This window comes from Flavobacterium tiangeerense (assembly GCF_007830355.1).
Taxonomy (GTDB): domain Bacteria; phylum Bacteroidota; class Bacteroidia; order Flavobacteriales; family Flavobacteriaceae; genus Flavobacterium; species Flavobacterium tiangeerense.
Genome location: NZ_VLKO01000003.1, coordinates 52,521 through 68,717, shown reverse-complemented (window position 1 = coordinate 68,717; position 16,197 = coordinate 52,521). Strand labels below are relative to the sequence as shown.

The window sequence follows — 16,197 nt, the reverse complement described above, 5'->3', positions numbered from 1 at the left end:
GAAGTCGTGCTGTAATTGAAAATTTAGAATAATATATAATTTTAACCCTGAAAGCTTTCATAAACGCTTTCAGGGTTTAGTATAAAAACAAAACATAAAGAAGATTTAATTAATGGACATTTCAAACAAAAAGCATTTTTTAACCGTTAAAGATTATTCCGTTTCAAAAGAAACTTTTGAGTTGTATCATGACGAAGATTTGGATATGTTGATTACGTCTCCACAACCAAGTTTAGAAAATTTAGGAAAGTATTACGAAAGCGTAGATTATATTTCACATACTGATAGTAAGCGTTCATTGTTTGAAAAAGCATATCACTTTGTAAAAAACATTGCATTAAAAAATAAGTTAGATTTGATTAATTCCTTTCAACCAAATAAAGGAAGTATTTTGGATATTGGAGCAGGAACAGGAGATTTTTTATCTGTGGCAAAACAAAACGGTTGGCAAACCATAGGAGTAGAGCCAAGTGAAAAAGCTAAAACCATTGCAAAAAATAAAGGTGTTTCTTTTGTTGAAAAAACAGCAGTATTAGAAAATCATTCTTTTGATGTAATTACCATGTGGCATGTGCTAGAACATGTTCCTAATTTAGAGGAGCAAATTTTAGAACTGAAACGATTGCTTAAGCCAAATGGAACTTTAATTGTAGCCGTTCCTAATTTTAAATCTTTCGATGCAAAACAGTACGGAACTTTTTGGGCAGCTTATGATGTGCCTATTCATTTTTGGCATTTTTCGAAAACAGCTATAAAAATGCTTTTCGAAAAGGAAAGCATGAAATTAGTAAAAGTACTTCCAATGAAATTCGATGCCTTTTATGTTAGCTTGCTTTCAGAAAAATACAAAACAGGAAAAATGAATTATTTTTCGGCAATTTATGTTGGACTCAAATCAAATTGGTACGGAAAGAAAAATTTAGAGTACTCATCGCACATTTATGTGCTTAAAAACGATCAAAAATCAATTTAAGCGCTTTTAAGGCGTTATTTTGAGTATAAATACCTCAGCATATAGCATTTTTAAGATCTTTATTTTAAAATCAACTGAGAACGTCGTTTTTAATAGCTCAAAATTATTTTTTCAATAAGAATGATAAGTAAATACTATAGGTATTAAAACCACTAAATTTTTAAGTTTTTGTCAATCCTATCTATTTTTTTATATTTTTGTCACAGATACTAAAAACCTAAATTAATAACAACGAAAATTAATAATTACCAATTTCAAATAATAAATAAATTTACTATGAATAAAAAAGCATTAATACTTGTTGCTTTAACAATTGCACTTGTATCCTGTAACAAACCAGCAGAAGCGACTAAGGAAGTAAAAACTGCTTATGTAGATACGTCTGAATTAATGAAACAATATACCGAAGCTAAAGATCTTGAAGCCAAATACAAATCTAAAGCAGAGGAAAAGGGAAGACAATTAGAAGCCGAAATCAATAGATTTAAACAAGAAGCAGCAGGTTTTCAGTCACAAGCTCAAGCCAACGGACAAGAATGGGCTCAGAAAAAAGGTGCTGAATTGCAAAAAAGAGAACAGCAATTAGGTTATGCGCAACAAGCTTTAGCACAAGAATTACAAGCAGAAAGTGGTAAAGAAATGGATTCTCTGATAAGCGGTGTAAAGAAATATATAAAAGCTTACGGTAAAGAAAAAGGCTACGCTTACATATATGGAACAGGTGATGCTGCCTCTATCTTATATGCCGAAGATAAATTTGATATTACAAAAGATATCATTAAAGCATTGAACGACAAATACAAAGCTTCTGCCAAAACGGAAGAAAAAGTAGATCCTAAAAAATAATTAGTATCTAAATTCAAAATACTGCCTTCATCTATTATTAGATTGAAGGCTTTTTTTTGCTTATTTTTTTTAGGTATTCATCGTTTTTTTATTTCGGAAAAAAATGTATTTTTTGTAATCTAAACCCTAAGCCTTGTAGTTCTTTAGTTTTAACATGCAACCTAATAAATTTTGTGGACTTAATTATCTAAAGAAATCATTCATTCCACATAATTCTATTAGTTTATTTATGAATGCTATTTATCGGCCTAATAGTACATTTATTAAACTCAATAATTTGCTTCAAATACGCATTTAGAATTCTCGGCCTATTTTTAATTGAATTTTCGTTTACTATATTTGCTTTTTATTTACACGCCTAATGCAAACCATCTCTGAAGCAGCAGCTTACACCCTTCGTTTTATCAATCAAACGCACCGTTCTATTTTTCTAACAGGAAAAGCGGGCACGGGAAAAACCACTTTACTTAAAGAAATCATTGCTACCACGCATAAAAATACAGTAGTGGTTGCCCCTACAGGGATTGCGGCCTTAAATGCTGGAGGGGTTACCATTCATTCCATGTTTCAATTGCCTTTTGGAGGTTTTATTCCAGATAATTCGGCGCCACAATTTTCTGCTAGTACCAAGTTTGAAACCAAAGCGACTTTGCGTAGGCATTTTAAAATGAGCGGATTAAAAAAATCTGTGATTCGAAACATGGAGCTTTTGATTATTGATGAAGTAAGTATGTTACGTGCTGATTTACTGGACGCCATGGATTTTATGATGCAAACCGTTAGAAAGAAAAATCTTCCTTTTGGTGGAGTACAAGTATTGTATATTGGTGATTTACTGCAATTGCCACCGGTGATTCGAGATGAGGAGTGGAGTACTTTAAAAAATTATTACCGCGGTAAGTTTTTCTTTCATTCGCATGTCATTCAGCAACATCCGCCTTTGTACATTGAACTATCCAAAATTTTCCGTCAAACGGATGATGCCTTTATTTCAGTACTTAATAATTTGCGTAACAATCAAATTACGCAACAGGATTTACAAACATTAAATCAATACGTAAAACCTGATTTTGATTTAAAAGCCAATAAAGGCTACATTACCTTGACCACTCACAATCATAAAGCAGACGCTATGAATGCGCAAGCGCTTACTGATTTGAAAGGAGAGTTGATAACCTATAAGCCCGAGATTACTGGTGACTTTCCGGATAAAATTTTCCCCGTGGAACATGATTTAAAATTAAAAGCGGGTGCCCAGATTATGTTTGTTAAAAATGATTTGTCGTTTGATAAACATTATTTCAACGGGAAGATGGGTGTGATAAAATCACTAGCAAGTCAAGAAATTTTGGTTCACTTTCCTGAAGAAAATAAAACGATTGAAGTGGAAAAATACGAATGGCAAAACATCAGGTATAGAGTAGATCCCGCTACTAAAGAGATTGAAGAGGAAGTTTTAGGGACTTTTGTACATTATCCTATCAAATTAGCGTGGGCTATTACGGTGCATAAAAGTCAAGGTTTAACTTTTGACAAAGCAGCGCTTGATGTATCGCAAGTTTTTCTGCCTGGACAAGCATACGTAGCATTATCGCGTTTACGTTCGTTAAATGGCCTTGTTTTGCTTTCTGCGTTGCGAATGAATGGCATTTCGAATGATCAAGACGTGATGGATTATGCCAACAACAAGGCAAGCGAGGATTTTTTGGCTAATGCACTGCATTTTGAAACTAAAAATTTTATTCATCAATATTTGGTTCAATCTTTTGATTGGAATGATGTGGCTCAAGAATGGCGCAATCACCGTTTTAGCTACAACGAGGATGCTCAAAATTCTGAGAAATCAAAACATGCGGTTTGGGCGAAAAACCAAGCTAATGCCATGGATGAATTGCTAGAGCCTTCGCAAAAATTTATTAAACAATTACACCTGCTTTTTAGTCAAGAAACTGCTGATTTAAATCACATTGCGGGTCGCGTTCAAGCTGCATATGCTTATTTTTTCAAATCTTTGGATGATCTTGTTTTTGAGATTTTATGGAAAATTGAAGAAGTAAAGCGCAGTAAGAAAGCCAAAACTTTTTTTGATGAATTAAGCATATTGGAGGAAATGCAAACCAAAACGGTATTGCGTTTGATGAAAGCCAAACTGTTGATTGAAACCGTGGTTTCTGGTGAAACCATCTCGAAAGAAAAACTAACTTCTTCGGAAATCAAAACATATATCATTCGAAAAACCGAAGCAATCCAAAAGCAGTTTAAAGAATTGAATGTTACGCTCATAGAAGACGAAAAAGATTTGGAACGTTACACATCCAAAAAGGGTAAAACGAATGTTCCTAAGAAAACAACCGTACAAGAAACCTACGAGTTGTGGGTAGAGAAAAAGTCGATTGAAGATATTGCTGCTATTCGTGTTTTGACCAAGCAAACCATTTACGGACATTTTGTAAAACTGATACAAACCAAAGCTGTTGCTATAAATGAGGTACTACCCGAAGATAAACTTCAGGAATTAGCTATTGCTTTTGCAGGGTATAAAGAAGAATCACTTAATGCATTGATGGAGCAACACGGCACCAAATTTTCCTGGGATGAAGCGCGCATGTTTAAAGCGAGTTTGAATTAAGGTTTTTTGATGTAAAGGAATAGTTTTAAGCCCCTTTGATTCTGAATTAATATCTTTACAAAGTACGTTTATAAGGAGCCTAAAGCAAGTAATGCGCTTTTTGTTAACAAAAACATAGCCCAGATAGTAGTGAATATCCTTATGCGCCGGGTTTCGGCGTATAAGATTGTAACGTATAGCTGGAATTGCTTCCCAAAAAAATCCCCAAAAATATAATTTTGAACGCTCTGAATTGACTTTTGCAAGAGGGTGTATTTAACAAGATAAATCTTTTTTATAAAACACCTAATCATTATTTAGTATCATAAAACACGTAAAAATACGCGGTTACCGTTGTGATAATTGTTTTAGTTTTGAGTGCTCATAAACCAAATTAAATTTTGGGTGTGTTCTTAAATTAGGCGAAAGAGGTTCCTACATTACACTGAAATTAGGAACGATTAAGTAAATAGTGGCCATCTAGCAGTCAACAGAAGGCATTATGATTTGCTAACCCATTCGCCAGTTTGGGTTAAAAACCTTAATAAAAACTATCAATCAAACTAAAAATAACTATGACAACATTTACAAGAGCGAATGCATGGAACAACGGAGGTACCTTTGAGAATTTAGATCTTTTGTGGTATGCAAAAGCAGTATGGGCAATGAAATTGAAACCAATTAGTAATCCCACAAGTTGGTGGTTCTACGCCGCTATTCATGGAGAATATCTAACGAGTGATTTTGGTACAGATACAGCACCATCTGGTTATCCTAATTGGACTAAAATCAATTCAATACCAGAATCAGCAAAACTTGGTACATTGCCAGATCAAAATTTTATTAGTTTGTTTTGGAATCAATGTCAGCACGGTACTTGGTTTTTTCCTCCTTGGCATAGAGGGTATTTAGTAGCTCTTGAAAATATTCTTAGAGATACAATTGTTCAGTTAGGAGGACCAAGCGACTGGGCCTTGCCGTATTGGAATTATTTGAATCAATCCCCAACCTTTGAAGAAAACTATATTCCTCCAGCATTTACTGAGGCTGAGTTGCCAGATGGTACTGCAAATCCTTTGTATGTTCCAGAACGATATGGAGTTACGGGTAACCCTACTAATGGTATATTTTTAATAGTGGGAAAGGGTTTGACTAGTTCAATTAATGATGAATGTCAATGGGATACTTTATACAGTAGCGGTGCTGATCCACAGAATGATCCGAAAAGACATCCTGACGAAAAAGGTATAACTATTTTTGGTGATCATTATGGTGGTGCACAAACAGGTTTTAGTCACAGCAATGGTGGTTTTGGAGATTTAGAAATGAATCCTCATAATTTTACGCACGGTATGGTAGGAGGATTAAATTCAGAATTTTGGTCTTTTTCTGGTACTAAGTTTACGGTACATGCCAACAAACCTTGGCAATGTACAGGAATAAATATTATTGAAGGAAGTTCCACAGTTGCAGTATCCTATTTAAAAGGGACTTGGACCGCTGATCCACATGATAATGGCGGTAAACAATATGATGCTAAAGGTTCTCCACACATTGTTGTTCCAGTTAATCAACCGCTTTATCCAATGGTTGATGTAGCTATGGGAGCTCTAGTTGGGAGAGTAAATGGCGGAACTCCTTTTTTTATAGGAGATGGGGCTATTGTACCAAATGGAAGTAGTGGTTTATTAGAAGTCTGCATAAATGACGATTTAACGGGTGCATACGGTGCAGGTTTAACAGATAATACCGGTGCTGTTACAATTAGTCTTACTAGCACTCCAAGTGAGGAATATGAAGGCTTAATGGCTGACCCAGGATTAGCAGGTTTAGACCCTATTTTCTTTTTACATCATGCCAATATTGATCGAATGTGGGCTGCTTGGAATGTAACAGGTACTAATAGTAATCCAACAAATCCAAATTGGTTAGCAGGTCCTTCAGCGCAAGGAAATTCAAGATTTGCAATGCCACTGGACTCGAGTGGAAAACCATGGTACTACACACCTGATGATGTTAATAGCACTACTGATTTAAAATATTACAATAAAGCCCTTTACTCCTATACTTATGATGATCTTTCCTTAACTTCATACAGTAAAGTACCTCCAGCTACCGCAGTTGAAAAATCCGTTTTGCGTTTATCTAAACTTGGAGTTACTGTAAATTCTAATGATCATCCTATGCCTTCAAAAAGTAATGCTGAGCTAGTTGGCGCAAGTAGCAATTCTATTAAATTGAATAGTGGTACAACCCAAGCAAGTGTAGCACTTGATACCAGTGCATGGAAATCGGTCTCTAAGAGCTTACTTAAAGCGTCTTTAAGCGCAATGCCTGATGAAGTTTATCTTTTATTAGAGAATGTAACAGGGACTAATAATGCTAATTTTTTATCCGTATTTGTAAACGGGACCTTAGTAAAAACAGTTTCACTTTTTGGTATTCGAATGGCATCCATGAAAAATACTGCTCACGGAGGTTCTGGTCTTACTTTTAAATTTAATATTACGAGTATTGTTGATGATTTGCATCTTGCTAACAATCTCACTTTGGAAGCGCTCCATGTCGAGATAAAAACATCAAATCCTTTGCCTAATAATAGTGAAATTACTGTAGGCAGGATAGGAATTTACCGATCTGGCAAATAAACCAAAAAAAGAAAGTATGAAACTATCAAAATACAGTAAATTAAGCATCAACTTTATAATCATAAGCATCAGTTTGCTTGTTTGGGTACTGCTATTAGTAAATCCTGGGAATATTATGACTATGGAACACTGCCATGTTTCTGCGTCTGGTCCTTCCGCTGGATCCTTAAAAATGTTATTAGAAATGAATCCATTTTCTTCCCAGCTATTAGGCTGGGGGTTAATGGTTGTGGCTATGATGTTACCTAAATTAATCGTACCCATTCAACTAATTCACATGCAAAGCTTGAAGCGGAATCGTTTTTTAAATGCTTTGTTATTTGTTTTAGGTTATGTTCTAATTTGGATGGTAACCGGTGTATTCATGATTGCAATTATCATGATGTTAAATTTGTTACTTCCTATGTCTTATTTACCGGCATTGGGCTTTATGATTGTAGCTATAATTTGGCAATTTTCACCTATAAAACAGCAATGTTTGAACCGAGGTCACGAACATTGGACACTTTCAGCCTTTGGATGGTCGGCAAAACGAGATGCATTTGTTTACGGAATCTACCATGGTTTATGGTGCGTAGGAGCAGGATGGGCCTTAATGTTGTTTCCTATGCTTTTGCCTACTGGTCATAATTTAGCCATGATTGTGGTTACAATTATAATGATTAGTGAACACATGGAACACCCGCAATTGCCCCGCTGGAACTTTAGTTTGCGTTTGAAATTGATAAAAATTATTATTGCTCAAAGTAGAATTAGACTACAGCAGCTAGTAACGGTATAACAAACAATATAATCTTGACTTGAGATGTATTAGGACAAAGAGTTAATTCAAGTTTTAAAAAAAATCCCCTAAATAAATTTTACTATTTAGGGGATTTTATATCAGTGATAAAGTGTACTTTAAAGCGATTCTATCAAAATCCAGGCATCAGGATTGTGCGTATTGTTGATTTCTTTTTTTGCTTTTTCTGCTTCTGCAAATGTGGCATAACTTCCGTATAAAACTGGGTAATACCCATTTTTATTGGGAGCAATACGTCTGGCAGGAAACCCTAATTTTTTAAGATTTTTTAAACTCGCATTAGCATTATGTTGATCTCTATACACTCCAGCCATAATGTGATAAGGTAGGGTAGCTTTTTCTGAAGATTTTACAGTTAAAGTAACCGCTGGTATAGGATTTTCAATAATAAAAGTTGCCTCTTGAATCTTGTTTTGAACTTGCTTTTGTACTGCAGTTTTTACCAGTAAAGTTTGAGATGCAACTTGATTTTCATACATAGGGTAACCCACGCTACCTACAAGTCCTAAACCTAATACAAACACAGCTGCATATTTTAAGTATGGAGAAATAGTTCTAGGTTCTGTTGGTATAAAGGTAACCGTTTGTGTATTATCTTCAAAACTGAACACTTCTTCCTCGACTAGTCTTTTTACTTGTGGTGAAATAAATGGAGCTAAACCAAATGAACTGGTTAAATAATTGGTTTGGTCAAATGGGGTAAACACTATATTGTTTTCTGCATTCAAACGTAAGTCACCTATGTTATTAAGAGTCAAATATTTATTTTCTTCTAATGATTTTTTCCATTTGAATACTTCATATTGTATAGCTCCCACGGCATAATCATAAGATTTTTTCTCAGCTAGCGCAATATGATTCGCTAGTAAGCCATCATTATTTTTTAAATTTGCATTAAATGCTATTTTTTTGGTAGGCGGAGAAAAAGAATGAGAACCTTGCTCAAGTTTCGCAGATTGGATTTCAGTCAAAAATGCCCCTAAACCAGGAACAGTTACACATTGATAACGGTATAAAAGCTGAGCGATATAAATTTCGATTTTCATAGTAGCAAAGTTATACAATGAAAATAGTTATCAAAATTTTATTCACAATTTTTATTAACAATTCCCCCAAAAATTTATACTTTTCACTTTCAAATATTTAGCATGAACGAACAGGATTTATTTTATATTTTAGCTTTGCAACGTGTAGAGGGAGTAGGGGACATTATGGCCAAGAAATTACTATCACATTGTGGTTCTGCCGAAGAAGTATTTAAAACAAAAACTACCCAACTCGCTGCCATTGATGGTGTTGGAGCTACGCTATTAAAAAACCTTAAAGACAAATCAGTATTTGAAAAGGCAAATCAAGAATTAGCATTCCTAAAAGCCAATGCCATTAAAACAACCAGTTTTTTAGATCAAGATTATCCAGAAAGACTCAAACATTGCTTTGACGGACCCTTATTATTGTTTCAATCTGGAAATATAGACTTAAAAAATAAAAAAATAATTAGCATAGTAGGTACTCGCCAAATTACTGCATACGGTATTGAATTTTGCAGAAAATTTATCTCAGATTTGGCTCCTCTTAATCCAATAATCGTGAGTGGTTTTGCCTATGGAGTTGATATCGTGGCCCATCAACTTGCCATAGAATTTCAGTTGCAAACCATAGGCGTTGTAGCTCATGGATTGAACCAAATTTATCCCAAAACTCATAAAAAATACGTAGCTGCAGTTGAACAAAACGGAGGTTTTATGACCGAATTTTGGAGTACTACAAATCCAGACAAAGAAAACTTTGTGCGCAGAAACCGCATCGTTGCAGGCATGTCTGAGGCAACCATCGTTGTTGAATCAGCAGATAGAGGCGGCTCCTTGATTACGGCCAATATGGCCAATGACTACAACCGTGACGTATTTGCAGTTCCTGGTCGCGTTACCGATAAATACAGCCAAGGCTGCAACAACCTCATTAAAACCCAAAAAGCAAATGTGCTCACTAGCGCTGCTGATTTGGTGTATATCTTAAATTGGGACATTCAGCAGGATTCTAAACCCGTACAAAAGCAATTGTTTGTGACCCTTGATGATGACGAACAAAAAGTATACGATTACCTCCTAAAAACAGGAAAAGAATTGATGGACATTATTGCCCTACGCTGTGATTTCCCTATTTACAAAATATCAGGAATGCTCTTAAATATGGAATTAAAAGGCGTTATAAGGCCATTACCTGGCAAATTATTCGAAGCAATATAAATTTGTTAGTCGAGTGTTTTTTATTCAAACAGCGCCTTAAAACGGTGTCAGGTGCTTTAAAGTTCATTTCAAAAGCCTGTCCATCGGAAATATTTGTGTGTTTTTCTAGGAGCAGCATATTTTTTGCCCAGCACACGAGTTGTCCCGCTGTTCGGTGCAATCTTTGTTAAAAACCGGTTAAAAAACCGGCTCTAAATAAAGGATTTCCACTTCCATCGGGGCTAGGAGAGAACGTTTTGTTTTCAGTACAAAAAAATAGTACCATCGTATTGCAATACTTCTGTTTAAATCAGCCGTTTTGCAAACTTTACGGTTTGTTAAAACCTGTTAGGTCTGAGTCCTCATATAATATGGAATTTTAAAAATCAAAGACGTTTTTCACCTTTGCGCTTGTTTCAAAGAGTGCCTATTTCAGTGAAAAGTTTAATCGTATCAATTACAATAATGCCCTTTAAATTTTGGAACTATAGTGAAAGGAGATACATCCGCTATCTAACCTAGTATTTTAGTGCATAATGGATTGATAGAGTGAATTATCCACTTTGTAAGCACTATGATCTTTTTAAAAGCTAATTAAGTAGGCACTCGTTGCAAACGAGCGACAGTGTGGAAATGGCAATCTTAAAAGTGAGGATTAATTGTATGTTTTATTTCTGTAAAATAAAAGCCCCATTTTCTTTTTACAGAAAACGGGGCTTTTTTACTAAAAGTGGAAAGTATTAATTGGTTTTAAATTTCCAAATTTGTCCAGTAGTTTCTCCACCTTTGTTGTCTTTGACTACTATTTTCCAATGATATTCTTTGCTAGATTCTAAGGTCACATCAAATGATTTTGAAGTACTATTTTCCTTGATTTTTGTAGTAGGATTTGCACTCGTTCCAAAATAGATGTCATACGTTAAAACATCAGTAGCATCAACATCAGTAGCGTTCCATTTTAATGTAGTGGTTGAAGTATTCAATACCACATTTTGAGTAGGTGCAACTAATTCAGGCACAAACGGAAGATGGTTAATTACTGCATCTCCTGAGGTGTAAAACTTAAAGGTTGAGGAATACGCACTAAAAAGACCTTTACTGTCTGTAGATTTAACTCTCCAGTAATACGCCGTATTTTTTTCTAGATCGATGCTCTTAGATAAGCCTTGAATATCTTCAGTTTTTATTATTTGAGTGAACTGATTGTCTTTGGCTACTTGCAATTGATAGGTAATAGCATCGTTATTAACATCGGTTGCTGGTTTCCATTCAAACACAACCGAGGTGTTTAAGCAAAGTTTATTATCGTCTGGTGCAGTTAAACCAGGAGTAGTTGGAGCCGAATTTTTAACTTCTGGTTCGTCACCACCGCTACTACAAGCAGTAATCATAAGTCCTGCTATGGATAGATATAGAAAACGTTTCATTTTTTTATTTTTTAATAATTTTTATAAATTCTGGACGGTCTAGCTCCACTTTAGTCATATAGATCCCAGCTGGTTGATCGTCTAATGAGAGTTGTACTTTTCCATTTCCAACACTGTATTTTTTGTTGGAGATCAATTTACCTTCTAAATTAAAAATACTAATACTAACTTCCTTGTTTGTGGTTGGTATTTCTATTTCAAAAGCTCCTGAAGTCGGATTTGGGAATGCAGAGAATGTTCCCTCTAGTGTTGCAATTTCTTTCGCAAAAATTCCTTCACAAGCTTTAGCTGATTTTACTTCCAGTAAACCACTTGTTTTTGCATCCACAGTAAATGATGTATCATTGGTTTCAAATTGTTCCACTCCGTTCAAGAAAACTGTATAAGGAGCCGTTCCTGTAGCAATTTCAACCGCAATTTTTTCTGTTACCTTACTTAATCTTCCTGTTATAGTTGCCCCTTTAGGAATATTGATAGTAAAGATTTGCTCAAAGTTTTCACCAGGAATAGTGATTGTAACCGTGTACGATCCTGGAGCTAGATTGGTTACTTTTAAACTGTTATTGGTAAATGTATATGGAGTTGCATTTATTGTTGCTTTATAGCCATAAGCTGCTGTTGCAGTAATGTTTATTTCGCCATTGTTTGTATTAAGGCAAGTTTCACCTTTAGATTCAATAGCAAAATTGTTTGAAGGTAATGATAATGCAATACATTCTACGCTATTAAATGCAGTGGTTGCATCTTTCCTTGTTGACCAATTAGTATTAGCATAGGCAACGTCATCAACCAGTATACAGTATAAGTTTCTATTATTACTTAAAGCAATATTATCCTTAATTAGTAAACTATTTTTACCGTTTTTTAGGTTTAAAGATTGAAGATTATTGTTAAAACAATTAAATTTTGTTAAAGCTATATTTTTAGAAACGTCCAGAGAGGTTATCTTATTATTACTGCAATCTAATGTTGTCAAAGCTAAATTTTTAGAAGTATCTAAAGCAGTTATTTGATTGATGCTGCAATTTAAAAAAACTAACGAAACAAAATCTTGTATTCCTGTCAAATCAGTAATCGAGCTTGTAGAAACGTTAAGTGCTGTTACATTCTCTATACTTGCAGTTAACACTTTTCCGTTTTTTCCATCAGTATCAATGCCTAATGCAATTAATTTATCCTCAAATTTTGAATCTGGAATCAAAGTGGAGTAGGCACAATCTGAACTATAATTTGCTGTAGTATCTTTGTAGAAAGTCCAGTTCGTGTTTGAATAGGTAGCGTCATCTACTTGTATACAAGTTAATTCTGGATTACTGGTAAAATTTTTAATACTTGGTCCATTAGTAAGTTTATTGGTGCCGTTTTTTAAATTTAAGGAAACTAGTTTGTTGTTTTGACACATAATTTGACTCAAGTTTTTAAGCAGAGAGAAGTCCAATGTTCTTATCAAATTGTCGTTGCACTGAATATCTCCAAGTTTCGTATTATAAACTAATTTCAATACTGATATTTTGTTATTTGCAATATTTAAACTTTCTAGATCGTGATTGTATTTTAGATCTATCTTAGTTAATTGATTGTTGTTACAGCTTAAACTTTGTAAAGAAGTAAAGTCTTCAATTCCTGTTAAATCTGTTATTCCTGCATTGGATACATCCAAGGAGGTTACAGTGGCAATGTTAGCTGTAAGTACTTTTCCGTTTTTTCCATCAGTATCAAAACCTAATGCTATTAACTCGTCTTCAAACTTAGGATCAGGAATGATGGTATATGAAGTGCAGTTAGTGCTGAAACTAGTATTTGAATCTTTGAAAGTTATCCAATTTGTATTTGAAAAATCAACATTATCTACCTCAATACAGCTCAATTCAGGATTATTTCGTAAATCTGAATACCTTAATAAAGCATTATTTCCGTTTTTTAAATTTAAACTTTTAAGTTGGTTTCGTTCGCTATATAATTGTTCTAATTTGGTGTTTTTTGAAACATCTAAATTCTTTATTTGATTTGCGCTACAGCTTATACTTGTCAATAATAGATTTTTAGAGACATCTAATCGTGTTAATTTGTTTTGCCTACAAATAAGATAATTCAACAAAATATTTTTCGAAACATCAATAGTTGTTAATTGATTGTTGTTAACCTGTAAAAAGTTTAATAGAGTATTGTTTGATAGATTTAATTCTTTTAAAGAATTTTCAGAACATTCTAGGTACTCTAATTTTGTGTTTTTTGAAAGATCTAACGTTTGTATTTTGTTCTGTTGACAATACAGTTTTTGTAACAATAAATTTTTAGAAACGTCTATAGATTCAAAATTTCCTTCTCCTGTTTCCCTTGAATTTATTGAAAATTTAGATATGGCTAAAAAGCGTAAAGCTGTATTTTTGGTTACATCTAAACTTGACATTAGGTTAGCGCTACAGTCCAAGTTTTCTAGTAAAATATTTCTTGTAACATCCAAACTTGTTAACTTGTTACTAAAGCAATGTAAGTAAATTAATTTCAAATTATTCGAGACATTTATATTTGCAATTTGGTTTCTCTCACAATACAAAAACTGTAATTCAGCAAAATCTTGAATTCCTGTTAAATCTGTTATGTTGCTATTCGCAATATTTAATGAGGTTAAAGAAGTTATGCTTTGAGTAGCCACTTTGCCATTTTTACCGTCTTTATCAATCCCTAATGCGATCAGTTTATCTTCAAATTTAGCATCTGGAATTAACGTATAAATTGTACAATCTAAACTAAAACTTGCTGCAACATCTTTGGTAGTGTTCCATTTTTCAGCAACAGCAATATCAGCTACCTGTATACAGGTTAAACTTGGATTATTTGAGCAATTTAGTGTTGCTATTGCAGTGTTTTTAGATAAATCTAATTTTTTCAATTGATTTCCAGAACAATTTAAAGTAGTCAAAGCTTTAAACCCTTCGATGCCTTTTAAATCTAAAATACTACTATTAGCAACGTCTAATGTAGTTATAGTTGCAATACTTGAACTTAAGACTACACCATTTTTACCATCAGTGTCAATGCTTAAAGCAATGAGTTTGTCTTCAAATTTAGCATCCGGTATTTGTGTTGTTAAGCTACAATCGTAAGGTGAGAAAAAAGCATAAATATCTTTTCTACCTGCCCAATTGGTGTTGGCGTAGGCAACATCGTCTACCATAATACAGTTTAAATTTGGATTTTTGGTAAGGTTTAAATTAGTGGTAGTTATTAAAGTATTTTTTCCGTTTTTAAGATTAAAATTAGTTAGTTGGTTGCTGCTACAATCAAGAAATTTTAAAGCCACATTTTTAGAAAGATCTAGTGTAGTAAGCTTGTTACTATAACAAATCAGGGTAGTTAAAGCCACATTTTTAGATACGTCTATTGTGGTTAATTGGTTACTAAAACAAGATAGATATTGTAAAGCCACATTTTTAGAAACGTCTACTGTGGTTAATTGGTTATTAGAACAAGACAGATATTGTAAAGCCAGATTTTTAGAAAGATCTATCGTAGTTAACGCATTATAAAAAAAATTAAGATTTATTAAAGCCACATTTTTAGAGACATCTATTGAGCTTATTTTGTTGAAGCTGCAATCTAAAGAAGTTAAAGCCACATTACTAGAAACATTCAATGCAATCATTCCATTTCCATATACTTCTAAAGAGGTCAGGACAACGTTTTGGGAGATATCTAAATCTTTTATTTTATTTGCATAACAGGATAAACTAGTTAATGCTTTGTTTTTGGTGACATCTAGTTTTGTTAATAATCCACCTCCACCATTAATTGAAAAATTACCGTTAGTAGGAACGCATATTAATGCTTTAAGGGAAGTAAAATCTTGGATTCCTGTTAAATCAGCAATTAATTGAGTATCCACATTTAATGAAGTGACTGCTGCTATACTTGAAGTCAACACCTTACCATCAGGAGTACCTGAGTCATGTCCTAATTCAATTAATTTTTTCTCGAAATTAAGGTCAGGGATAAAGGTATAGGCAGCACCAATTGTAGCCACATCAACCACAGAAACATTGTCTACTAAAATTTCAGAGTTCAAGGTACCAGTTGTCCAGATATCTACTTCAATAGATTCGCTTATGGTTGGGGTGTAGTCAAATTCTATTTTTCGCCATTCGGTGCTGGACGTTATGGCATCGGTTTTTTTGGTAATTTCTGTTTTAAAAGTACCTGGTTGGTGATACAAACTTAGGTCAATGGCCGAGAAAGTTCCCGTAACGAGTTTGTGATACATCGTAATGCGATACGTTTTGCCAGCTACAACCGGAAAAAACTCGCTGTTGATGTAATTAAAAGTACCACTTGTAATTTGCATTTTGGTACTCGAACTTCCATTTTGAGCCGAAGTACTTTGGAATACTAATCCGTTAAAGAATCTAAACCAATTATTTGGTTGTGAGGAGGATGTCCAGTTTTCGAAGTTTCCATTGGGCACCAAATTAGTTTGGGCTTGTAAGGTAATTGTCAAAAACAGAAACATCAAAAGTAATTTTGTTTTCATAAAATATATACTGTTGATTTTTACTACAATAGTATGATATTTTTTTAAAACTTTTTGAACTTTTTATTAAATACTAAGTTATGGTGGATTTATAAGCGATTCTCTTTTTAATTTTCAAGAGCAGTTATATTTTTAGC

9 protein-coding genes are annotated in these 16,197 nt (G+C 33.8%); 6 read left to right on the top strand and 3 right to left on the bottom strand.

All coding sequences use genetic code 11. The annotated features are described in order from the left end of the window. The first annotated feature begins 112 nt into the window (after nt 1-112). The 5 genes from IQ05_RS03480 to IQ05_RS03460 all read left to right on the top strand — a co-directional run bounded on the left by IQ05_RS03480 (nt 113) and on the right by IQ05_RS03460 (nt 7,856). A complete protein-coding gene (locus IQ05_RS03480) occupies nt 113-973 on the top strand; it encodes a class I SAM-dependent methyltransferase (protein ID WP_144889872.1) in 861 nt (286 codons plus the stop codon). Nucleotides 974-1,249: 276 nt separating this feature from the next. Further along, nucleotides 1,250-1,819 carry an OmpH family outer membrane protein gene (locus tag IQ05_RS03475; protein WP_144889871.1) on the top strand — a complete coding sequence of 190 codons (570 nt, stop codon included), beginning with the start codon at nt 1,250-1,252 and terminating at the stop codon, nt 1,817-1,819. Nucleotides 1,820-2,180: 361 nt separating this feature from the next. Further along, a complete protein-coding gene (locus IQ05_RS03470; protein ID WP_144889869.1) occupies nt 2,181-4,448 on the top strand; it encodes a helix-turn-helix domain-containing protein in 2,268 nt (755 codons plus the stop codon). Nucleotides 4,449-5,002: 554 nt separating this feature from the next. After that, nucleotides 5,003-7,075, top strand: a complete 2,073-nt coding sequence (locus IQ05_RS03465) for a DUF7868 domain-containing protein (RefSeq protein WP_144889867.1) — start codon at nt 5,003-5,005, stop codon at nt 7,073-7,075. A 16-nt stretch (nt 7,076-7,091) separates the two neighbouring features. Further along, nucleotides 7,092-7,856 carry a DUF2182 domain-containing protein gene (locus tag IQ05_RS03460; protein ID WP_208653345.1) on the top strand — a complete coding sequence of 255 codons (765 nt, stop codon included), beginning with the start codon at nt 7,092-7,094 and terminating at the stop codon, nt 7,854-7,856. 119 nt (nt 7,857-7,975) lie between these two features. Here IQ05_RS03460 and IQ05_RS03455 read toward each other — a convergent pair whose 3' ends face one another. Continuing rightward, entirely contained in the window at nt 7,976-8,923 is a 948-nt protein-coding gene (locus IQ05_RS03455) for an HU domain-containing protein (protein WP_144889865.1), read from the bottom strand. 102 nt (nt 8,924-9,025) lie between these two features. Here IQ05_RS03455 and dprA point away from each other — a divergent pair, with 102 nt between their 5' ends. Beyond that, nucleotides 9,026-10,126: a DNA-processing protein DprA gene (dprA, locus tag IQ05_RS03450; RefSeq protein WP_144889862.1), complete on the top strand. Its 1,101-nt coding sequence runs from the start codon at nt 9,026-9,028 to the stop codon at nt 10,124-10,126. A gap of 719 nt (nt 10,127-10,845) precedes the next feature. On the opposite strand, the gene IQ05_RS03445 is transcribed toward dprA, so the two are convergent. Further along, on the bottom strand, nt 10,846-11,532 hold the full coding sequence (locus tag IQ05_RS03445; protein WP_144889860.1) for a SusE domain-containing protein: 687 nt from the start codon (nt 11,530-11,532) through the stop codon (nt 10,846-10,848). Between the two features lie 4 nt (nt 11,533-11,536). Next, nucleotides 11,537-16,060 carry a T9SS type A sorting domain-containing protein gene (locus IQ05_RS03440; RefSeq protein WP_144889858.1) on the bottom strand — a complete coding sequence of 1,508 codons (4,524 nt, stop codon included), beginning with the start codon at nt 16,058-16,060 and terminating at the stop codon, nt 11,537-11,539. Nucleotides 16,061-16,197: the final 137 nt, after the last annotated feature.